This is a genomic window from Brevundimonas sp. BAL450 (genome assembly GCF_015767455.1).
In the GTDB taxonomy this organism is placed as follows: domain Bacteria; phylum Pseudomonadota; class Alphaproteobacteria; order Caulobacterales; family Caulobacteraceae; genus Brevundimonas; species Brevundimonas abyssalis.
The window spans coordinates 1-20,648 of the sequence record NZ_JADWOW010000061.1 but is presented as its reverse complement, the minus strand read 5'-3'; the positions used below and the strand labels follow the sequence as shown (position 1 = coordinate 20,648).

Genomic DNA, 20,648 nt, shown 5'->3' with positions numbered 1-20,648 from the left:
CAGACCCCGTCAGTCGATCTCCAGCAGGTCCGACCAACGCCACGCCGGGGCGCCCAGGGCGATGCGGGAGGCGCCGGCGCCGTCACCCAAGGTCAGCAGCACCAGCCCTCGCATGGCCTCGGTGCGGCAGTCGGCGGGAGCGAAGGCGACCTCCATGGCGATGGCCTGGCGCACCCCGGCCAGACCCTTGCCCGCCTCGTCGCCGTTCTGCAGCCAGTCGCCGTCCCAGACCTGGATGGCCCGGCCCGAGGCGTTCAGCTGGCGGCTGGCGGCGTCGATGGCGGCGCGTACGTCTGCATCGCCGCGCAACGCATCCTGCAGGCGGCTGACCATGTCGCAGCCGCCGCGTGATCCGCCCGCGCCCGATCCCGATCCCGCGCCGCCGGCCCCGCCGCCCGCGCCGCGACCCGCCGTCCGCGCGCCCGCCGTCTGCGATGACGTCAGCACCGGCAGGGCGGGGGGAGAGGGCGCTATGGGGACAGTCTCCACCTCCGGCGGCGGCAAGCGCGGCGGGCGTAGGGGCGGTGGTGGCGGCGAGGGCGGGGCGACGCGCAGGGCCGTGTCCGGCGGCGCCGCGTCGGCGGGAGCGGGTGAATCCTCGAGGACCGGTTCGGGGACCCGCGGGGGTGGCGGAACTGGCGGCGGATTGACGAGGGTTACAACGACGGGCGGCGGCGCAAGCGGCGGCTCGATCAGACCCATGCGGGACAGGGTCAGGAACAGCGCGACCTCGACCCCGGCGACGATCAGGAACACGCCGGACCGGACGGCCAGGCGGCTCCAGCGGGGGCGGCGCGCACCGGATCGAGAAAAATCGCTCACGCCCACAGAAAAAAGTTCGTCCGCGTCAGCATCGTGGCGCCGGCGGTCGGGCAGGGTGCGAAAATGAGATCAGTGATCGCTGAAAGGAGGACCGCGTCCCGGCCCCTTGGCCTCTGAGCGGCCCAACGCGTCTGCTCAGGCGCGGGTTCCTGATCGAACACGATTATTGCACGGATGGACGAAATACTACGGCCAAGCTGACATTTTCTGGTCAAAACCCCGTCATCAAGCGGCCTTTCGTGCCGAAAAACGTGGCGGCGCGCGACGATGGGACTGGCGCCCCCACTGGGATGGAGACCTGACTTGAACACTTCCACACGCCGCACGCTGAAGGTCGGCGCGACCATCACCGCCGTGGGTCTGATGGCCGGCGCCTGCGCCAGCCACCAGTTCGTGCGCGACAACGTACAGGTGGTCGATGATCGCGTGACGGCCACCGACACGCGCCTCACCGGCGTCGAGGGCACCGCCGGACAGGCCCTCCAGCGCGCCAACGACGCCCATGTGCTGGCCGAGGGCAAGTTCCTCTACGAGGTGGTCCTGTCCGATGACTCGGTGAAGTTCCCCACGGACGTGGACAGCCTGTCGCCCGAAGCCGAGCAGCGCCTCAACGAGCTGGCCCAGCGCCTCCGCGCCGAGAACGCCAACGTCTATCTGGAGATCCAGGGCTACACCGACTCCACCGGCCCGGAATCCTACAACGACGAACTGGGTCAGGCCCGCGCCGAGGCCGTGCGCCGCTATCTGAACCGTCAGGGCGTGGCCCTGAACCGCATGTCCACCATCTCCTACGGCGAGAGCGAACCGGTGGCGCCCAACGACACCCCCGAAGGCCGGTCCCAGAACCGCCGCGTGGCCATCGTCGTCCTGAGCTGACAGCGTGACGTGATGCGGGGCTGGGCGCGCGTCGTCCGGCTCCGGTCACGCTCCCTGCGGTGAGCGCGCGGCGGGGGAGATGACCGCAGTCAGGGCCAGCTCCACCACCGCCTTCATCAGGCACAGGATCAGCACGGCCCCCATCGGCGCGGCCGTTCCGCTCAGCCACCAGGCGGCGGCCAGCACCGTCACATGCAGCACCACGATGCGGCCATAGGGGCGGAACATCTCCATCCCGGGCGTGGACCGGCGCCACAGGCCGCTGGACCACCACTCGCGGATAAGGATCACGACCTGGAGCCCCATCACCCCCAGCACGGCCAAGTGGAAGCTCGGATTGGCGAACACCCGCTCCCACAGGCCGTCCCCCCCGTCGATGATCCTGGCCGCCAGCATCATGGTGAAGACGCCGTGGACCAGGGTGAACAGCCCGTAGTGGACGATGAAGAAGCAGCCGACGCCGATCGTTCCCATCTGCGTCGAACCCGGCGCCAGGGTGTCCGGCTGGCGGGCGGTCAGGATGCGGATCAGGCTCATCACCCCGATGATGATGTTCTCGACCCAGTAGAGCATCAGGATCTGCCCGGCGTCCCAGCCCAGCCACAGCACCCCGCCCACCGGAATCAGGTTCAGCAGGACGATCAGCAGAAGCCGCGCCCCGCCCAACCGTCGTCCCATGCCTGTGATCACATCGCCCGCCATGACGGCACACTGGCCTGTGGCGGCGCCGACGAAAAGGCGCGGACCGCTGACGGAAGATGACGCTCAGAGCGCCTCCAGGAAGGCGGGCAGGGTCAGGGACGCCGGGCCGTAGACGCCCTCATCGAACAGGCGCCGCCCGGCCGTGGGCTCCAGGTTGATCTCGACCGTCCGCGCGCCCGCCATCCGCGCCGCCTGAACAAAGCCCGCCGCCGGCCAGACCGCGCCGGAGGTGCCGATCGACAGGAACAGGTCGCACCGGCTCAGCGCCTGTTCGATGCGGTCCATCTCCAGCGGAATCTCCCCGAACCAGACGATGTGCGGGCGCAGCCGTCCGGCCGGATGGTGGGGCGAGGCGTGGTCCGTCTCCAGATCGTCGGGACAGTCACAGACCACGCCCGAGGTCGTGCAGCGCGCCTTCCTCAACTCGCCGTGCATGTGGATCAGGTCGAACCCCGGCGCCGGCGGCGTCTCGGCGTGGGCGCGGTCGTGCAGGTCGTCTACGTTCTGGGTCACCAGCAGAAAGCCGCCCTCCCACCGCGCAGCCAGCGCGGCCAAGGCCCGGTGGGCCGCGTTGGGGTGGACGGTCGCCAGCTGCCGGCGCCGCTTGTTGTAGAAGTCCTGCACCAGCGCCGGATCGCGCGCGAACGCCTCGGGCGTCGCCACGTCCTCGACCCGATGGCCCAGCCAAAGCCCGTCCGCCGCCCGGAAGGTGGGCACGCCGGACTCAGCCGAGACGCCGGCGCCGGTCAGGACGACGAGATTTCGTTTGCTCATGCGGTTTCATAGCATCCCCGGCATGGCCTAGAAGGGGGCCATCACTCTGGAGCCTGCCCATGAAGACCCGCGCCGCCGTCGCATTCGAAGCCAAACGTCCGCTCGAAATCGTCGAGGTGGATCTGGAGGGACCGCGCGCGGGCGAGGTGCTGGTGGAGATCAAGGCGACGGGCATCTGCCACACCGACGCCTATACGCTGGACGGGCTGGACAGCGAGGGCATCTTCCCCTCGATCCTGGGCCATGAGGGCGCGGGCGTGGTGGTGGAAGTCGGGCCGGACGTGACCTCGGTGGAGGTGGGCGACCACGTCATCCCGCTGTACACGCCGGAATGTCGGCAATGTAAGTCGTGCCTCAGCCGCAAGACCAACCTGTGCACCGCCATTCGCGGCACCCAGGGCAAGGGCCTGATGCCCGACGGCACCAGCCGGTTCAGCTACAAGGGCCAAGCCATCGCCCACTACATGGGCTGCTCGACCTTCTCCAACTACACCGTGCTGCCCGAGATCGCCCTGGCGAAGATCCGCAAGGACGCGCCCTTCGACAAGGCCTGCTACGTGGGCTGCGGCGTGACCACGGGCGTGGGGGCGGTTGTCAACACGGCCAAGGTTGAGCCGGGCGCCAACTGCGTGGTGTTCGGCCTGGGCGGCATCGGGCTGAACGTCATCCAGGGCCTGAAGATGGTGGGCGCCGACATGATCGTGGGCGTGGACCTGAACCCTGACAAGGAAGCGTGGGGCCGCAAGTTCGGCATGACCCACTTCGTCAATCCGAAGGATGTGTCGGATGTGGTCGCCCATCTGGTGGAGATGACCGGCGGCGGGGCCGACTACACCTTTGACTGCACCGGCAACACCACGGTGATGCGTCAGGCGCTGGAGGCCTGTCACCGGGGCTGGGGCGAGAGCATCGTCATCGGCGTGGCCGAGGCGGGCAAGGAGATCGCGACCCGCCCGTTCCAGCTGGTCACCGGCCGCGTCTGGCGCGGCTCGGCCTTCGGCGGCGCGCGCGGTCGCACCGACACGCCGAAGATCGTCGACTGGTACATGGACGGCAAGATCGAGATCGACCCCATGATCACCCACACCCTGCCGCTGGAGGACATCAACAAGGCCTTCGACCTGATGCATGAGAGCAAGAGCATCCGCAGCGTGGTGGTGTTCTGAGGCCATGACGGTCGAGACGGTCCTGCGCGGCTATGCGGATGCTTCGGCGGATCAGATCGGCCGGATGGAAGGGTTCGATCCGGCGCGGCTTCTGGCCCCGGTGATGACTGTCCTGCCGACGACGGCGGGGCGGATGCTCGATGTGGGCGCGGGCACAGGCTACGTCGCGGGTTGGTTCGCCGAGCAGGGCCATGAGGCGACGGCGGTCGAGCCCGTTGAGGCCTTGCGTCAGGCCGGGGAACGACTCCGGGGGGATCGGGTCCGCTGGCTGGACGACCGGCTGCCGCATCTGAACGTCGTCCGGGCCTTGCGCGAGCAATTTGATCTGATCGTTCTCTCGGCGGTCTGGCAGCATCTGGACGAAACGATGCGTCCTCCCGCCATGGCGAATCTGGCCGCCCTCGTCGCGGACGGCGGCCAGATCATCCTTTCGGTTCGGCACGGCCCTGGGGCCGCGACCCGGCCCGTGTTCGCAACGACCGCCGACGAAACCATTGCCCTGGCAGGCCGCCATGGTCTGTCGGTGCGGCTGGCTGCCCAGGCGGAGTCCCTGCAGGCCGGCAATCGCGCCATGGGAGTCAGATGGACGTGGCTGTCTTTGGCCCGCTAAGACCAGCAGGAACGAGAGAGGAAACCTATGTTCACGCACATCACCGTCGGGGCGAACGACATTGAGGCGTCACGCCGGTTCTATGACGCGGCGCTTGGCGCGCTGGGGATTCCGGGGGCGCAGGGGCCGGACCCCAAGGGGCGGTTCTGGTGGCGCACGGACCGAGGGGCCTTCGCGATCGGGGCGCCCATCGACGGCGAGCCCGCCTGCCACGCCAACGGCGGCACCATCGGTTTTCATGCGAAAACCCCCGAGATGGTCCAGGCCTTCCACGACGCCGGCGTCGCGGCGGGCGGCACGGCCATCGAGGACCCGCCCGGCGAGCGCAACGGCGCGTTCGGGAAGCTGGTGCTGGCCTATCTGCGCGATCCGTCCGGCAACAAGATCTGCGCCATGCACAGGCCGAAATGACCCTGCAAACCACCAAGACCCATATCGTCCACGGCGGCACGCTGCGGTACTGCCGTCATGACAGCGCGATCACCGGCACGCCCATGACCCTGTCGGTGTTCACGCCGCCGGGGGAGGGGCCGTTTCCGGTGCTGATCTGGCTGTCGGGCCTGACCTGCACCGAGGATAATTTTACGTCCAAGGCCGGGGCGTATCGGGCGGCGGTCGAGCATGGGGTGATCATTGTGGCGCCCGACACCTCGCCGCGAGGTCAGGGCGTGGCGGACGACGACGCCTATGATCTGGGGCAGGGGGCCGGGTTCTATGTGGATGCGACCCAGGCGCCCTGGGCGCCGCACTTCCGCATGGAGAGCTACGTCACGGACGAGCTGATCGCCCTTGTCGACGCCGGGTTCCCGACGACGAAGACGCGCTCCGTCTTCGGCCACTCCATGGGCGGGCACGGGGCCCTGACCCTGGCCTTGTGCCATCCCGAGCTGTTCCAGAGCGTCTCGGCCTTCGCCCCCATCGCCTCGCCGACCCGATGCGCCTGGGGCGAGAAGGCGTTCACCGCCTATCTGGGCGACGACCGGGCGGAATGGGTGAAGCACGACGCGGCGCTGCTGCTGGAATCCGGGGCGGCTTCGGGGGTCTACGACGACATTCTGGTGGATCAGGGCGACGGCGACCAATTCCTGACCGACCAGCTCAAGCCCGAACTGCTCAAGGCGGCGGCCGACAAGGCGGGCCAGAAGCTCACCGTGCGGATGCAGCCGGGCTACGACCATTCGTACTTCTTTATGGCCAGTTTCATCGACGATCACGTGGCCTTCCATGCGGCGCGGCTGAAGGGCTGATCCGATCCGCCTGCCGTGCGTTGATGTCCATGCGGCCACAGGGGCTATCGCCTCCGCGCCGATCACGGACTAGAAGGGCCTATGCCGGACACTCCGCTTCTCGACACCGTCGCCTTTCCCGCTGACACCCGTGGTTTCAGCGTCGCCCAGTTGCGACAGCTGGCCGACGAGGTGCGAACCGAAACCATCGACGCCGTGTCCGTGACCGGCGGGCACCTGGGCGCAGGCTTGGGCGTGGTCGAGCTGACCGTGGCCCTGCACCATGTGTTCGAGACGCCCAAGGACATCCTGATCTGGGACGTCGGGCACCAGTGCTATCCGCACAAGATCCTGACCGGACGGCGCGACCGCATCCGCACCCTGCGTCAGGGCGGCGGCCTGTCGGGCTTCACCAAGCGGGCCGAGAGCGACTACGACCCGTTTGGCGCGGCGCACGCCTCCACCTCCATCTCCGCGGCCCTGGGCTTCGCGGCGGCGCGGGACCAGAAGAAGTCCGGCAACAAGGTGGTGGCGGTCATCGGCGACGGCTCCATGTCCGCCGGCATGGCCTATGAGGCCATGAACAACGCGGCCGAGACCACCGGCCAGCTGACCGTGATCCTGAACGACAACGACATGTCCATCGCCCCGCCGGTCGGCGGGATGAGCGCCTATCTGGCCAAGCTCGTGTCCGGCGGCGCCTATCAGAACATGCGGCGCTTCGGAAAGAAGATGGCCGAGCATCTGCCGCGCCCGTTCCGCGATGCCGCACGCAAGGCCGAGGAATACACCCGTGGGATGGTCACGGGCGGGACCTTCTTCGAGGAGTTGGGCTTCTATTACGTCGGCCCCATCGACGGCCACGACATGGATGTGCTGGTTCCGGTGCTGAAGAACGCCGCGGCCATCACGGACCGGCCGGTTCTGGTCCACGTGGTGACCCAGAAGGGCAAGGGCTATGCGCCCGCCGAGAACAGCGCCGACAAGTACCACGGGGTGGTCAAGTTCGACGTGGTGTCGGGCAAGCAGTCCAAGTCCATCTCCAATGCGCCCAGCTACACCAAGGTGTTCGGGACCGAGCTGATCAAGCGGGCCGAGCGCGACCCGTCCATCGTCGCCATCACGGCCGCCATGCCGGGCGGCACCGGCGTGGACCTGTTCGGCCAGGCGTTCCCGGACCGCACCTTCGACGTGGGCATCGCAGAGCAGCACGCGGTGACCTTCGCCGCAGGGCTGGCGGCGGACGGCATGAAGCCGTTCGCGGCGATCTATTCCACCTTCCTGCAGCGCGGCTACGACCAGGTGGTGCACGACGTTGCGATCCAGTCGCTGCCGGTGCGGTTCGCCCTGGACCGGGCCGGTCTGGTGGGCGCCGACGGGCCGACCCACGCGGGGTCGTTCGACATCGGCTACCTGGGCGCCCTGCCGGGCATGGTGCTGATGGCGGCTTCGGACGAGGCAGAGTTGGCAGGCATGATCGCCACCAGCCTCGAGATCGACGACAGGCCCTCGGCCTTCCGCTATCCGCGCGGCGACGGGGTGGGGGTGGAGATTCCCGAACTGGCCGCCCCATTTGAGATCGGCAAGGGCCGCATCGTGCGTGAGGGGACGACCGTCGCGATCCTTTCGCTCGGCACCCGGCTGCAGGAATCGCTCAAGGCGGCCGAGGCTCTGGCGGCGCGGGGCGTGTCCGCCACCGTGGCCGACGCCCGCTTCGCCAAGCCGCTGGACGAGGACATGATCCTGCGTCTGGCCCGCGAGCACGAGGCCCTGATCACGGTCGAGGAGGGCGCCATGGGCGGCTTCGGCGGTTTCGTGCTGCAGATGCTGGCCGAGAAGGGCGCGCTGGACGCGGGACTGAAGGTGCGGACCCTGCATCTGCCCGACGTGTTCCAGGACCAGGACAAGCCCGAGACCATGTACGCCCAGGCCGGTCTGAACGCGGAGCATATCGCCGCGACCGCCCTGACCGCGCTGGGCGTGGATGCGGCGAGCGCAAAGGCGCGGGCCTGACGCCGGCTTTCCTCTCCGCCGATCGGAGAAGGAACCGTCACGATCGCTCACGATTTGTTACGGCGCGGCGTGGCCTTTGCTGCACTGCCGCGCTAGCTTCGCGCCGGCTCAGAGGCGGGGACCAACCCCGCCCATTCCACAGACTGAACTCAGGAACGACGCAGACATGACCCAGTGGGTGTACGGCTTCGGCGGCGGCTCCGCCGACGGCGACGCTTCGATGAAGAACCTCCTCGGCGGCAAGGGCGCCAACCTGGCGGAGATGTCCTCCCTCGGGCTCCCGGTGCCGCCCGGCTTCACCGTCACCACCGAGGCCTGTGTCCACTATTTCTCCCAGGGCCAGACCTACCCCGCCGATCTGGAGGGCCAGGTGAAGACGGCGCTGGAACAGGTCGAGACCCTGACCGGCAAGCGCTTCGGCGACGCGGCCAATCCGCTGCTGGTGTCGGTGCGCTCGGGCGCCCGCGCTTCCATGCCGGGCATGATGGATACGGTTCTGAACCTGGGCCTGAACGACCAGACGGTGGAGGGGCTGGCGGCCCTGTCCGGGGACCGGCGCTTCACCCTGGACAGCTATCGCCGCTTCATCACCATGTACTCCAATGTGGTGCTGGGCATCGGCCATGACCTGTTCGAGGAGGTGCTGGACGACCACAAGGACCGCCTCGGCGTCTCGGTCGACACCGAGCTGACGGCCGGTGACTGGGAGAAGGTCGTCGCCGACTACAAGGCCGTGGTCGAGCGCGAGCAGGGCGAGCCTTTCCCGCAGGACCCCGCCGCCCAGATGTGGGGCGCCGTGGGCGCCGTGTTCGACAGCTGGATGAACGACCGGGCCAAATTCTACCGCCGCATGCACGACATCCCCGAGAGCTGGGGCACCGCGGTGAACATCCAGTCCATGGTGTTCGGCAATATGGGCCAGACCTCGGCCACCGGCGTCGCCTTCACCCGCAACCCGTCCACGGGCGAGGCGAAGCTGTACGGCGAGTTCCTGATCAACGCCCAGGGCGAGGACGTGGTGGCCGGCATCCGCACGCCCCAGTCCCTGACCAAGGCGGGCCGCGAGGAGATGGGCGAGAGCGCGCCCTCCATGGAAGAGGCCATGCCGGAGGTGTTCGGCCAGTTCGTGGACGTGGTGGGCAAGCTGGAAAGCCACTACCGCGACATGCAGGACATCGAGTTCACGGTCGAACAGGGCCGGCTCTACATGCTGCAGACCCGCAACGGGAAGCGCACCGGCAAGGCCGCGCTGAAGATCGCCGTGGATCTGGCCGCCGAGGGCGTCATCAGCCAGGAAGAAGCCATCCAGCGGGTCGATCCCTCGGCGCTGGACCAACTGCTGCACCCCACCCTCGACCCGAAGGCCCAGCGCAACGTCATCGCCGCCGGCCTGCCCGCCAGCCCCGGCGCGGCCACGGGCAAGGTGGTGTTCGATTCCGACGAGGCCGAGCGTCTGGGCCAGCTGGGCGACGCGGTCATTCTGGTGCGCGAGGAGACCTCGCCCGAGGACATTCACGGCATGCACGCGGCGCGCGGCATCGTCACGGCCCGGGGCGGCATGACCAGCCACGCGGCGGTGGTGGCGCGCGGCATGGGACGGCCTTGCGTCTCCGGCGCCGGAGAAATCCACATCGACGAGGAGGCGGGCCTGTTCCGTGCCCGGGGTCGCGAGTTCCGCGCGGGCGAGATCGTCACCATCGACGGCTCGAAGGGCGAGGTGCTGGAGGGCGCGGTCGACATGATCGAGCCCGAACTGACCGGCGATTTCCAGACCCTGATGGCCTGGGCCGACAAGGTCCGCCGCCTGAAGGTGCGGGCCAATGCGGAGACTCCGCTGGACGCCAAGACTGCGCGGGGCTTCGGCGCCGAGGGCATCGGCCTGTGCCGCACTGAGCATATGTTCTTCGACGAGACCCGCATCGCGGCGGTGCGCGAGATGATCCTCGCCGACGACGAACAGGGCCGTCGCGCGGCCCTGGCCAAGATCGAGCCGTTCCAGAAGGCGGACTTCACCGAGCTGTTCCAGATCATGGCCGGCCTGCCGGTGACGATCCGGCTGCTGGACCCGCCGCTGCACGAATTCATTCCCCACTCGGACGAGGACATCGACGCCCTGGCGGCGTCATCGGGTCTGGACGCGGCCAAGCTGAAGCGCCGCGCGAAGGATCTGGCCGAGACCAATCCCATGCTGGGCCATCGCGGCTGCCGGCTGGGCGTGGCCTATCCCGAGATCTATGAGATGCAGGTGCGCGCCATCCTCGAGGCCGCGCTGGCGGTGAAGGCCGAGTCCGGCGCCGCGCCCACGCCCGAGATCATGCACCCGCTGGTCGCGCTGGGTCTGGAGATGAAATATCTGCGCGAGCTGACCGATCGCACCGCCGAGGCGGTGTTCGCGGCGGCAGGCGACAGGGTCGACTATCAGGTCGGCACCATGATCGAGCTGCCCCGCGCCGCCTTGCGCGCCGGGGACCTGGCCGAGAACGCGGAGTTCTTCAGCTTCGGCACCAATGACCTGACCCAGACCACCTTCGGCATCAGCCGCGACGATTCCGGCCGCTTCCTGCAGGCCTACATGGACAAGGGCATCTTCGAGACCGATCCCTTCGTGCGGCTGGACCAGGAAGGCGTCGGCGATCTGATCCGCATCGCCGCCGAGCGCGGCCGCGCCGTGCGCCCGGACGTCAAGCTGGGCATCTGCGGCGAGCACGGCGGCGACCCGTCCTCCATCGCCTTCTGCGAGGAAGCCGGTCTCGACTACGTCAGCTGCTCGCCCTACCGCGTGCCGATCGCGCGGCTGGCGGCGGCCCAGGCCGCGCTGCATGCGCAGGCGGGCACCGAGCGCGAAAAGGATCGCTAGCGGCAGACCTCTTCAAGCCAGGCGATGTCCCAGGGTTTGGGCGGTGCGGTCTGTCCCCGCGCCGCCAGCGCCGTCTCCAGATAAAGCGGTCCGTCCGACGGCGTGACCCGAATGTCCGCCTCATAGAAGGGGTGGCTCTGCGCCTCTTCGAGGGAGACGAACGTCGCGCCCTTGCCGCGATACAACGCCAGCACCTGAGGCAGCATGCGGGCGTGGAACGCGCCGGTGTGCAGCAACAGGACATAGGGAATGTCCTCGCCGTACAGCGCGCGGGCCATGGCCCTGGAGTGGTCGAAGGCGGCGTCTGCGGCCTGTATATAGGCCCGCTCCATCCGGGCGACGGCCGCGTCGTCGCCCTGCGCCCGGCAGCGCACATAGGGCTCGGTCCAGGCCCAGTCGTCGAAGCTCATGGTGACCGAGGCCACGCGGTAGCCCCGCTCATCCAGAAAGGCCCGGATGCGGTCGCGCAGCACCGGATCTTCGCCCTCGGCCAGGAACGGATAGCGGAACCAGCGCCAGTCCCGCTCGCCCATCAGCACGGCCAGCAGCGGCTCGTTGTGCAGGATCTCCGCCTCGTAGGCGTCCGCCCCGATGGCGTTCGGGTTCTGGTGCGTCCAGGTGTGGTTGCCGAGCGGGTGGCCCGCCGCCCGCCACAGGTCCAGCGCCGCGGCGGCGTCCGGGTTCTGCTCGACGGGCCCGCCATTGATGAAGATGGTCGCCGGGGCGTCGCCCGCCTCGCTCAGCGCCGCGATCATGCGGGCGGCGACCCCCACATAGGCCTCGCCCTCCGGCACAGGGCCGTGCACCGGCGCGTCATCAATGGTGATGGCGATCTGCTGCGCCCCCGCGGCGGCGGGCAGGCACAGGGGGGCGGCCCAAACGATGAAAGGGACGATCAGGGCGAAGCGCATCAGTCTTCGTGCGTCAGAAACAGCGTCAGGTCCACCGCCTCGCCCATGGCGCGGTACCCGTCAATGGACGGATGCAGGCCGTCGCTGTCGTACTCGGCCCGCAGGTGCGTGGGCCGCTCCGGATCGCGCATGACCGCGTCGAAGTCGATCACCGCGTCCACATTGCCGGGCGTCCGGAACCAGGCGTTGATCGCCTGCCGGTCCGCCTCGTTCTGCGCGTCCGGATGATAGTAGTCCGAGCCCCCGTAGGGCGTGATGGTGGCTCCAATGACGGTGATCCCCCGCTCCCGCGCCCGGGCGGTCATCTGGGCGTAGGCGGCGATCATGTCGGCGACCAGCTGGGCATGCGCCTCGGGCGTCGCCGGCGCGTCGCGGGTCAGGACACCCAGATCGTTGACGCCTTCCAGAAGGATCAGGTGGGTCACGCCGGTCTGGCCCAGCACGTCTCGCTCGAACCGCGCCAGGGCGTTGGGGCCCAGACCGTCGCGCAGCACCCGGTTTCCGCCGATGCCGTGGTTCAGCACGCTGAGGTGGGACGCGCGGGAATCAGCCTGCAGCCGCTCGGCGAGAAAGTCGGGCCAGCGGGCGTCGGTGTCCGGCTGGACCCCATAGCCGTCGGTGATGGAGTCGCCCAGCACGACGATCGCCCCGGCCTCTGGCGGGCCCAGCACGTCCACGCCGGAGAGCAGATACCAGCGGGTGAAGGTGGTCTCATCGGTCAGGGCGGCGGCGCCCGTCTGGTCGCCCGACGCCATGCGGCTGGTGGCCCGGGCGCCGGGATGGGCGGTCAGGCGCGAAGGGGCGTCGGCCACATGAAGGGTGATGGCCAGATGCGACAGGGCCTCCACCTCGAAGTCCACAGGATCAGAGACGAACTCGGCCCCGGCCGGGACCATGACGTCGGGCCGGCCCGCGAAGGTGAGGCGCCTGACCATGGCCGGATCGATTATGGCGCCGTCGCGGGTCGTTGGTCGGCTTACCGCAGCGCGGGCGATGCGAAGGGGCGCGTCGCCGAAGGCGTTCGAGACCCGGACCCGGATCCGGTCGCCGGACGCGGTCAGACGCACCACCTGTCGCAGGGTGACGTCGTCCATGGCGCTGTCGGGCAGGGCGTGTTCGTTCTCCGCGACCATCTGGGACGACGCCCAAGCGCCGACCCATCGCCCGTCATCGGCAAGGGCCGCGACCGGCGCCAGAATGAGGCCGAGGGCGGCGAACGCGCTCACCAGGCGGCGTCTCGAGATCATGATCGTCCTCCCTGTCGCGCGCCGCGATCTCAATGTCGTGGTAGCGCTATCAGGCCTGAAGGGTCCGGCTTTCCACCCACATCGTCAAGGGGGCCGCAGAACGCGGTGTGTGTCTTTTGGGCCACCGTTACGCTTGTGTAATCGTTTGGCCTTGGAACTGCCTCATGGGATACCTATTTGAACATTCGCTGGGATTTGGGGCTGGCGACCAAAGAAGTCGCTGCTCACGGAGTGTTACTAAATGAAAACGATTCTTCTCTCTACCGCCGCTATCGCCATGTTCACCGCCGCGCCCGCCATGGCGCAAAGCTGGCCCGCGCCCGAATACTACGGTTCGCTGGGTTACTCGCACATGGAAGCTGACGGAGCCGATGTCGAACTCGGCGCCATCACCGGCCGTTTCGGCGCCAAGCTGACGCCGTACTTCGGCTTCGAAGGCGAAGGCTCGTTCGGCGTCCGTGACGACGAAGTCACCATTGGCGCAGTCACCGCCGACATCGATCACAACTACGACCTGGCCGCCTATGGCGTGGCTTTCCTGCCGGTGAACCCGAACTTCGAGCTGTTCGCCCGCCTGGGTTACGGCACGACTGAACTCGAGGCCTCGGCCGCGGGCGTCAGCGTCACCGAAGACGGCGAAAGCTGGAACTACGGCGTCGGCGCCAACTACTTCTTCGACGGCCAGAACGGCGTCCGCGGCGACTGGACCCGTCGCGACTTCACCGACGACGGCGGCGAAGCCGACGTCTACTCGGTGAGCTACATCCGCCGCTTCTAAGGCCGGATGACATCGGGGCTCCGGCGACGGAGCCCCGCTATCGAGCAGGGAAGGCGCGCTTCGGAGAGGAAGCGCGCCTTTCTCGTTGTTGGGACGCTATCGCGCGGCCCGCGGGGCCTTGCTGCTTGAGCGCATGTTGGGGCGCTAACGCTCGCGACGCGGCCGCTCGCTGCTTGAGCGCCTTGTGGCGCTAACCCTTGGCCCTCGGGGCTTTGCGGCTTGAGCGTCAGGCGCGCTTCCGGACGAACACCGAGCCGGCGGAATAGCCGGCGCCGAAGCTGCAGATCAAGCCGGTGTCGCCCGGCGCGAATCCCTCGTTGTGCAGGTGGAAGGCGATGATCGATCCGGCCGACGAGGTGTTGGCGTAGTCGTCCAGGATGATGACGTTCTCGCCCGGCGCCGGCTCGCGGCCCAAGACGCGCTTGCCGATCATCTCGTTCATGTTGATGTTGGCCTGGTGCAGCCACAGGCGCTTGAGGGCAGTCGGATCGATGGCCAGATCGCGGGCGTGATCCACAATCATCTCGGAGACCATGGGCACCACGTCCTTGAAGACCTTGCGGCCCTGCTGGACGAACAGCTTGTCGGTGATGCCGTCGGGGCGCGGTCCGTCGGCGATGGCGGTGACGTCGTCGCGGGCGGCGCGGTTCAGGAAGCCAAAATTGTTGCGGATGTTGTTGGAGAAGACGGTCTTGAGCCGCGTGCCCAGGATGTCCCAGCCGCCGGTGGCCTGATCGGCGGCCTCGACGATCACGGCGGTGGCCACGTCGCCGAAGATGAAGTGGCTGTCGCGGTCGCGGAAGTTCAGGTGGGCCGAGCAGATCTCGGGATTCACCATCAGCACCGCCTTGACCGAGCCCGAGCCGATGAAGTCGGCGGCGGTCTTGAGGCCGAAGGTGGCCGAGGAGCACGCCACGTTCATGTCGAAGGCGAAGCCCTCGATTCCCAGGGCCTGCTGCACCTCGATGGCCATGGCGGGGTAGGGGCGCTGCATGTTGGAGGCGGCGCAGATGACGGCGCCGATCTCGCTGACCGGCTTGCCCCAGCGGGCGATGGCTTCCTGTGCGGCCTTGACCGCCATTTCGGCCAGCACCGACAGCTCGTCGTTCGAGCGTTCGGGGATGTGGGGGACCATGCGGTCCGGATCGAGGATGCCCGACTTCTCCACCACGAAGCGGGACTTGATGCCCGAGGCCTTCTCGATGAACTCGGACGAGGACGGCGTCAGCGCCTCCAGCTCGCCGGCGGCGATGGCCTCGGCGTTGGCGGCGTTGAAGCGCTCGGCGAAGGCGTTGTAGGCCGTCACCAGTTCAGCGTTCGAGAGCGCGTGTTCGGGCGTGTGCAGGCCGGTGGCGGCTATGACCGCTCTGGGAGAATCGTTCACTGGGTTCGTTTCCTTGACGAGGCCCATCAATAGGACGGCGGCGGCGTGCGGTCGAGACTGGCGCGGATGCCGGTCCACCAGCGGGCGATCTGGTTGGCGGGCGCCCGGGGCGGCGGAACGCCCTTGGCGGTGATCAGGGCCTCGACCAGATCCTCGGCCTCGCAGGGCCAGCCGTTGGGGGCCACATAGACGGGGTAGAGGATCAGCGCTGCGGCCACCAGTTCGTCCAGGCTCGCCCGGCGTGTGCGGCGCGGACAGGGGACGCGGTCCTCGGTCAGGCCCCAGCCGGCGAAGAACGGCGTGCCGTAGGTGGTCACGGGCTTGCCGCGCAGCAGGGCCTCGAAGCCGGACAGGGAGGTCAGGGTGGCCAGACGGTCGGCGTGGTCCAGGCACTGGATGATGTCGAGCCCGTCGGCCGAGGCGTCCACGGCGTCCAGCGCCGCGCCGTCCAGCATGCCGGGACGGTTGCCCGCCAGCACGTCGGGGTGGTTCTTGTAGATCAGGAAGGCGTCCGGATGGTCCGCCCGCACGGCGGCCACCAGTCCGGCGTTGGTGCGGATGTGGGCGCAGCCCTTGAGGATCGACTGGTCGTTCTCCACCTGGCCGACGATCAGGATGCGCTGGCGCTTCTTTGGCCAGGCGTCGAAGGCCCCGGCCGGGGCGGGCAGGTTGTACTTGCTGAGCCCCGCCGAAACGATCCGCTCCCGAAGGCGCGCGGCGCGGTCCAGCAGGGTCGGCGAGAAGCCGCCCTGTTCGATCAGGGTCTCCAGCCGCGAGGGGCGCGTGGCGTCGTAATAGACGCCCAGATCATCCAGCGTCACGGACAGGGCGCCGACGAAGTCCGAACCGAGCCCGCGCGAGCGGATGAAGCCGTCCTCCATGCGCAGGATCGGACCGGTGAAGCCCTCGGTCGCCTGCTCGAAATCCGCGCCGGTGCGCGAGGCCCAGCAGACGATGCGCCCGTCTTCGGTTTCGGCGGCGGTGCGGGCGCGGGCGGCGGAGGCGAAATAGCGCACCGGTCCCTTTGGCGAGTTCAGCAGGCGGCGCACGGGCGGGCGCTTGGCCGGGGCGAAGGCGACGCAGGCGTTCAGTCCCGCGAGCCGGTCGGCGCGGTCGCGCAGGGCGATGAGGCGCTCCAGCGCCTGTTCCGCCTCGCAGGCGCGGCCGGTGACCGGGTCCACATAGCGGGCGTAGCGGATCAGGGCGGCGGCGGCGATGGATTCGATATCGCGCAACTGGCCCCGGCGGCCGGTGTCCACGGCGTCCGTGGTCAAACCCCAGCCGGAATAGAAGGGCGCGCCGAAGCAGCGGACGGACAGGCCGCGCAGCAGCGCCTCCCACCCCAGGCCGCTGGTGACCGTATAGACCGCGTCCACCTGGGCCAGCAGGTCGGCGGGGCGGACGTCGGTGTCGATCAGGGTGACGTCGCCGAGGAGGTCGGCGGGGATGCAGCCCTGCTTGCGGCCCGCGGCCACGGCCGGGTGGCGCTTGACGATCAGCTGGGCGCGGGGCTCGTCGCGGCGGGCGGCGTCCAGCATGTCGATGAAGGATCGGGGCGAGGCCAGGCCGAAGCCGATGGAGGCGTCGCCCAGCGTCTGGTCCACGATCAGGATGCGGCGGCCGGGCTTGAGCAGACCAGCGTTCAGCGGGCCGCCCAAATTGGTCTTGGAGACGCCGCTCTCGACGATGCGGTCGATCAGGGCGCGGGCGCGGATTCGCAGGTCGGGGGACATCCAGGCCGGAGCCCCGGCGATCAACTGCTCCAGCCGCGAGGGCCGCGTGGCGTCATAGTAGACGCCCAGATCATCGGCCACGATGCTGAGCGATGTGGCGCCCGCCTCGCCCAGACCCACGGAGCGGAGCAGGCCGTCCTCCAGCGCCACATAGGGCACGCCGTGCTTTTCGGACCAGCGGCGCCCGTGGGCGGCGGTGGGTTTCATGCCCCAGCCCAGCACCGCCTGAACGTCGCGGCCGGGCAGGGCGCGCAGGTCGTGTTCGGGGAGGAAGGCCGCGAGATTGGGCAGGCGGCGGACGCCGGGCGCGCAGACCCATGCGGGCGCGCGCGTGCTCACTGGACCTGGGCCCGGTCCCAGCCCCCGGCGAAAGCCATGGCCATGCGGCGGGCGGTCACGTCCTGCATGGCGGGGTTATGATAGCTGCCGTTGATCTGGGTGCGGTGGAGCACATGCTCGCGGAACCGGACGTAGAGGTCGTGGTCCGGGGTCTGCGGGGCGGTCCAGAAGCGGGACAGGGGCTGCTGGTCCGTCAGGCCCTCGAAGTCGAAGAACGCCTGCCCCAGCACCTTGACCGGCGTGCCGAAGCCCACCGCGGACAAGGCGGCGGTGGAGTTGTTCACCACCATGCCGAGGGATGCCCGGCAGAGGGCGGCCAGATTGCCGCCGTCGATGAAGTCCACGCGCCCCTCGAGGGCGTGGCGCCGCGCCAGCCGCCGCACGACCGCCTGATAGTTCACCAGGCCCGGGTCCAGCGGGTGGTTCTTGACGACCAGACGGGCCTGCGGCGGCGCATGCGTGGCGAAGTCGGCGACCACATGCTCAAGGAAGGCCGTGTTGGTGACGTAGTCGGAGTAGCGCAGCAGGGTCGTGTCGCCCTCGCGCTGGAGGCAGGTGATGAAGAACGGGCCGCGTCCCGCGATCACATCGGTGTCGGTGGCGAGCGGAGAGGCCAGGCGCAGTTTCAGGTAGCGCCAGGCGTGGCCCCCGGCTTGAACCAGTGCGTGGCGGGTGTAGGGACGGACGTAGCGGGGGAACAGGACACGACCCGCCACCTGCACGGTGTGATACCGCGCCAGGTTCCACACGTGGTGCGGCAGGATGGTCCCGGCCTCCTGAAAGGGCGGCTCGCGCGGCGCCGGGGCGGGATAGCCGTCGGCGGAGCGGGGCAGGGTCGAGCGAGCGTTGACGCCGTTGCGCTCCATGGTCACCCAGTGGGGGCGGAAGTAGCCGTTCTCGATGACCCAGACGGACGCCTTCAGGCGCTCGGCCTGTTCGATCACGGTCTGGTTGTAGACCCCCGCTTCGCCGAACAGGACCAGATCGGTGTAGGTCTCGGCCAGCCCGGCCAGGGCGTGGGGCCAGGCGTCGCCGCCGCGCCGGAACTTGACCGCATCGCGCGAGCCCCAGTCCAGCAGATCCCCCGCATTGAAGATCATGCGGCGCACCACCGCGCCGTTCGCGCGCAGCACGCAGGCCAGCTTGCGCGAATAGGAGCCGAAGGGCGCCGAGATGATCAGGAAGCGCCGTCCGGCCAGACCGGGAATGGCTTCAGACGGCTCGTCGCTGGCGTCCGGATCGGCTCCGGCGGACGGGGATGGCGAGGCGACTGACAATGAGTTCTGGAGCCTGAGGATAACGAGTCTGTGATGTCTTAGAGTGTTCCGGCGAGATCATGCAAGGCGAGCGTGTCACGGGCGCGGGCCAGATGGAGCCTTTCCACCATGGCGCCGTGGACGCGGATGACGCCTTTCCCGACGTGCGCAGGGTCGTCAAAGGCCGCGACCACGGCCTCGGCCCAGGCGATGTCGTCGGCGGACGGCGCGAAGGCGGCGTTGGCGGGGGCGATCTGACGGGGGTGGATCAGGCTCTTGCCGTCGAAGCCGTAGAGGCGGCCCTGGCGGCATTCGGCCTCGAAGCCGGCGTCGTCGTCCAGGGCGTTGAAGACCCCGTCGATGGGGGACAGGCCGTGGGCCCGGGCGGCGGCGACGGTCAGGCTCATGGCGGTCTTGAGCGGCTCGCGGTCGGGCGAAGGGGCGCTGCGCAGCATGGCGGCCAGATCGTTGACCCCCAGCATCAGGGCGCCCATGCGCGCTGTGGCGGCGATGGCGTCCAGATGGAACAGGGCCTGGGGCGTCTCGATCATGGCCCACAGGGCGGCGCCGTCCGGCAGGCGGGCGGTGAAGGCGGCGGCCTGATCGGCGGTGGAGACCTTGGGGGCGACGATGAAGGCCGGTGACGCGGCGTACAGGGCGGTCAGGTCGGCGTCGCCCCATTCGGTGTCCAGACCGTTGACGCGGACCCCCACCTCGCGGGCCTGAAACCCGCCCTGGCGCAGGGCCGCGACGGCGGCGTCACGGGCGGCGGCCTTGTCGTCCGGGCCGACCGCGTCCTCCAGATCCAGCACCACCACGTCGCAGGGCAGGGTGCGGGCCTTCTCAACCGCGCGGGGGTTGGAGGCGGGCAGGTAGAGGACGCTGCGGCGGGGCGTCATGGCTCAGACCCGGCCGGTGACGGGAATCAGGGCGCCGGTGATGGCCCGCGCGGCGGGCGAGGCCAGGAACAGCATGACGGCGGCCAGATCGGCGGTCTTGACCCACTTGTCCGCGTTCGCCTCGCCCATGTCGGCGCGGTTGGCGGGGGTGTCGATGATGGAGGGCAGGACGGCGTTGACGGTGACGGACGTCTCCTTGAGCTCCTCGGCCAGGGATTCGGTCAGACGGTGGACGCCCGCCTTGGAGGCGGCGTAGGCCCCCATGCCTGCGGCGGCCTTTTGCGCCCCCGCCGCGCCCACATTGACGATGCGGCCGTCGGTCGCCTGTTTCAGCATGGGCAGGGCGGCGCGGCTGGCGTTCAGGGCCGTGGTCACGTTCAGGGCGTACATGCGGCCCCAGGCGGCGGGATCGCCGTCCTCGGTGGTCTGCCAGACGAAGCCGCCCGCGATGTTGAGCAGGGCGTCGATGCGGCCGAGCTGTTCGGCGACCGCCTGAATGGCTTGCTGGGCCTGGCCCGGCTCGGTGAGGTCGACGCCGGAGAGGGTCATGTCGGCGCCCTGGGTCTCCTGGCGGGCATGGTCGATGACCGCCACGGTCCAGCCGGCTTCGCCCGCCGCCTTGGCGACCGCGGAACCGAGAGCGCCGTGGCCTCCGGTGATGACGATGACGGGTCGGGACATGGGTGGCTCCTTCAAGGCTGGGCGGGACCATAGGGCGTGGGGTCAGGGGGCTCCACCGCCGGATCGGAGAGTTTCAGAGCCTGGTCGGCAAAAAACAGGGTGCGAATAGTGCGAATAGTCCGAAATCGACGACCGGTGGACGGATATTCGGACTCCGGAACGGGCGAAAAAACAGAGTGCGAATAGTGCGAATTGTCCGAAATCGCCTCAAGCGGTCGGGTCTGCGGAGGCCATTGTACACCGCTCTCAGACAGCGGGATTAAATAGACCCCCCGGACCAGCGCGCCAGCACCGCCTGGCCGTTTTCGCCCGCTTTTGCAGGCGGGCCCTGGATGGCGCCGGGGGTGCGGGAGAAGCGCGGGGCGGGGGCGGGC

18 protein-coding genes are annotated in these 20,648 nt (G+C 69.1%); 8 read left to right on the top strand and 10 right to left on the bottom strand.

The window, feature by feature from the left end:
• Positions 1–9: 9 nt before the first annotated feature.
• A complete protein-coding gene (locus IWC96_RS14270) occupies positions 10–822 on the bottom strand; it encodes a hypothetical protein (RefSeq protein WP_148291468.1) in 813 nt (270 codons plus the stop codon).
• A 303-nt stretch (positions 823–1,125) separates the two neighbouring features.
• Between IWC96_RS14270 and IWC96_RS14265 the strand changes: the two genes are divergently transcribed.
• Complete coding sequence (locus IWC96_RS14265; protein WP_021697367.1) at positions 1,126–1,698, top strand: OmpA family protein; 573 nt, start codon at positions 1,126–1,128, stop codon at positions 1,696–1,698.
• Positions 1,699–1,743: 45 nt separating this feature from the next.
• Here the strand turns inward: IWC96_RS14265 and IWC96_RS14260 are convergent, their stop codons facing one another.
• On the bottom strand, positions 1,744–2,376 hold the full coding sequence (locus IWC96_RS14260; protein ID WP_196839133.1) for a DUF6498-containing protein: 633 nt from the start codon (positions 2,374–2,376) through the stop codon (positions 1,744–1,746).
• A gap of 87 nt (positions 2,377–2,463) precedes the next feature.
• Complete coding sequence (locus IWC96_RS14255) at positions 2,464–3,174, bottom strand: NAD-dependent deacylase (RefSeq protein ID WP_196839132.1); 711 nt, start codon at positions 3,172–3,174, stop codon at positions 2,464–2,466.
• A 59-nt stretch (positions 3,175–3,233) separates the two neighbouring features.
• Here IWC96_RS14255 and IWC96_RS14250 point away from each other — a divergent pair, with 59 nt between their 5' ends.
• The 6 genes from IWC96_RS14250 to ppdK all read left to right on the top strand — a co-directional run bounded on the left by IWC96_RS14250 (position 3,234) and on the right by ppdK (position 11,046).
• Entirely contained in the window at positions 3,234–4,340 is a 1,107-nt protein-coding gene (locus IWC96_RS14250; protein WP_021697364.1) for an S-(hydroxymethyl)glutathione dehydrogenase/class III alcohol dehydrogenase, read from the top strand.
• Between the two features lie 4 nt (positions 4,341–4,344).
• Positions 4,345–4,950 (top strand): bifunctional 2-polyprenyl-6-hydroxyphenol methylase/3-demethylubiquinol 3-O-methyltransferase UbiG, encoded by a 606-nt coding sequence (locus IWC96_RS14245; RefSeq protein WP_021697363.1) that lies wholly within the window; start codon positions 4,345–4,347, stop codon positions 4,948–4,950.
• Positions 4,951–4,977: 27 nt separating this feature from the next.
• Positions 4,978–5,361, top strand: a complete 384-nt coding sequence (locus tag IWC96_RS14240) for a VOC family protein (protein WP_021697362.1) — start codon at positions 4,978–4,980, stop codon at positions 5,359–5,361.
• On the top strand, positions 5,358–6,197 hold the full coding sequence (gene fghA / locus IWC96_RS14235) for an S-formylglutathione hydrolase (RefSeq protein WP_021697361.1): 840 nt from the start codon (positions 5,358–5,360) through the stop codon (positions 6,195–6,197). Before IWC96_RS14240 ends, fghA begins: the two co-directional genes overlap by 4 nt.
• Before the next feature lie 81 nt (positions 6,198–6,278).
• Positions 6,279–8,189 carry a 1-deoxy-D-xylulose-5-phosphate synthase gene (gene dxs / locus IWC96_RS14230; protein ID WP_021697360.1) on the top strand — a complete coding sequence of 637 codons (1,911 nt, stop codon included), beginning with the start codon at positions 6,279–6,281 and terminating at the stop codon, positions 8,187–8,189.
• Positions 8,190–8,355: 166 nt separating this feature from the next.
• Positions 8,356–11,046 (top strand): pyruvate, phosphate dikinase, encoded by a 2,691-nt coding sequence (ppdK, locus tag IWC96_RS14225; RefSeq protein WP_196839131.1) that lies wholly within the window; start codon positions 8,356–8,358, stop codon positions 11,044–11,046.
• On the opposite strand, the gene IWC96_RS14220 is transcribed toward ppdK, so the two are convergent.
• Both IWC96_RS14220 and IWC96_RS14215 read right to left on the bottom strand, forming a co-directional pair.
• Complete coding sequence (locus IWC96_RS14220) at positions 11,043–11,957, bottom strand: polysaccharide deacetylase family protein (RefSeq protein WP_045319027.1); 915 nt, start codon at positions 11,955–11,957, stop codon at positions 11,043–11,045. The genes ppdK and IWC96_RS14220 overlap by 4 nt on opposite strands.
• On the bottom strand, positions 11,957–13,204 hold the full coding sequence (locus tag IWC96_RS14215; protein WP_021697358.1) for an SGNH/GDSL hydrolase family protein: 1,248 nt from the start codon (positions 13,202–13,204) through the stop codon (positions 11,957–11,959). The genes IWC96_RS14220 and IWC96_RS14215 overlap by 1 nt, the downstream gene beginning before the upstream one ends.
• A 241-nt stretch (positions 13,205–13,445) precedes the next feature.
• Here IWC96_RS14215 and IWC96_RS14210 point away from each other — a divergent pair, with 241 nt between their 5' ends.
• Positions 13,446–13,982 carry a porin family protein gene (locus IWC96_RS14210; RefSeq protein ID WP_196839130.1) on the top strand — a complete coding sequence of 179 codons (537 nt, stop codon included), beginning with the start codon at positions 13,446–13,448 and terminating at the stop codon, positions 13,980–13,982.
• 226 nt (positions 13,983–14,208) lie between these two features.
• On the opposite strand, the gene IWC96_RS14205 is transcribed toward IWC96_RS14210, so the two are convergent.
• From IWC96_RS14205 to IWC96_RS14185, 5 genes are read right to left on the bottom strand one after another with little or no spacing between them, the layout of a single operon-like run.
• Positions 14,209–15,366 carry a beta-ketoacyl-ACP synthase III gene (locus IWC96_RS14205; RefSeq protein WP_370541145.1) on the bottom strand — a complete coding sequence of 386 codons (1,158 nt, stop codon included), beginning with the start codon at positions 15,364–15,366 and terminating at the stop codon, positions 14,209–14,211.
• A gap of 26 nt (positions 15,367–15,392) precedes the next feature.
• Complete coding sequence (locus tag IWC96_RS14200; protein WP_045319026.1) at positions 15,393–17,438, bottom strand: capsular polysaccharide biosynthesis protein; 2,046 nt, start codon at positions 17,436–17,438, stop codon at positions 15,393–15,395.
• Positions 17,435–18,715 (bottom strand): capsular biosynthesis protein, encoded by a 1,281-nt coding sequence (locus IWC96_RS14195; RefSeq protein ID WP_231379105.1) that lies wholly within the window; start codon positions 18,713–18,715, stop codon positions 17,435–17,437. Before IWC96_RS14195 ends, IWC96_RS14200 begins: the two co-directional genes overlap by 4 nt.
• A 38-nt stretch (positions 18,716–18,753) precedes the next feature.
• Positions 18,754–19,593, bottom strand: a complete 840-nt coding sequence (locus tag IWC96_RS14190) for a CoA ester lyase (protein ID WP_021697353.1) — start codon at positions 19,591–19,593, stop codon at positions 18,754–18,756.
• Positions 19,594–19,596: 3 nt separating this feature from the next.
• Positions 19,597–20,274 carry an SDR family NAD(P)-dependent oxidoreductase gene (locus IWC96_RS14185; RefSeq protein WP_196839128.1) on the bottom strand — a complete coding sequence of 226 codons (678 nt, stop codon included), beginning with the start codon at positions 20,272–20,274 and terminating at the stop codon, positions 19,597–19,599.
• Between the last annotated feature and the right edge of the window lie 374 nt (positions 20,275–20,648).

Excerpts from the sequence above, each read along its gene's own strand:
- IWC96_RS14250 (WP_021697364.1), top strand. The coding sequence starts at position 3,234 with ATGAAGACCCGCGCCGCCGTCGCATTCGAAGCCAAACGTCCGCTCGAA.
- dxs (WP_021697360.1), top strand. The coding sequence starts at position 6,279 with ATGCCGGACACTCCGCTTCTCGACACCGTCGCCTTTCCCGCTGACACC.
- IWC96_RS14220 (WP_045319027.1), bottom strand. The coding sequence starts at position 11,957 with ATGCGCTTCGCCCTGATCGTCCCTTTCATCGTTTGGGCCGCCCCCCTG.
- IWC96_RS14255 (WP_196839132.1), bottom strand. The coding sequence starts at position 3,174 with ATGAGCAAACGAAATCTCGTCGTCCTGACCGGCGCCGGCGTCTCGGCT.
- IWC96_RS14185 (WP_196839128.1), bottom strand. The coding sequence starts at position 20,274 with ATGTCCCGACCCGTCATCGTCATCACCGGAGGCCACGGCGCTCTCGGT.
- IWC96_RS14190 (WP_021697353.1), bottom strand. The coding sequence starts at position 19,593 with ATGACGCCCCGCCGCAGCGTCCTCTACCTGCCCGCCTCCAACCCCCGC.
- IWC96_RS14215 (WP_021697358.1), bottom strand. The coding sequence starts at position 13,204 with ATGATCTCGAGACGCCGCCTGGTGAGCGCGTTCGCCGCCCTCGGCCTC.
- ppdK (WP_196839131.1), top strand. The coding sequence starts at position 8,356 with ATGACCCAGTGGGTGTACGGCTTCGGCGGCGGCTCCGCCGACGGCGAC.
- IWC96_RS14240 (WP_021697362.1), top strand. The coding sequence starts at position 4,978 with ATGTTCACGCACATCACCGTCGGGGCGAACGACATTGAGGCGTCACGC.
- fghA (WP_021697361.1), top strand. The coding sequence starts at position 5,358 with ATGACCCTGCAAACCACCAAGACCCATATCGTCCACGGCGGCACGCTG.
- IWC96_RS14245 (WP_021697363.1), top strand. The coding sequence starts at position 4,345 with ATGACGGTCGAGACGGTCCTGCGCGGCTATGCGGATGCTTCGGCGGAT.
- IWC96_RS14260 (WP_196839133.1), bottom strand. The coding sequence starts at position 2,376 with ATGGGACGACGGTTGGGCGGGGCGCGGCTTCTGCTGATCGTCCTGCTG.
- IWC96_RS14210 (WP_196839130.1), top strand. The coding sequence starts at position 13,446 with ATGAAAACGATTCTTCTCTCTACCGCCGCTATCGCCATGTTCACCGCC.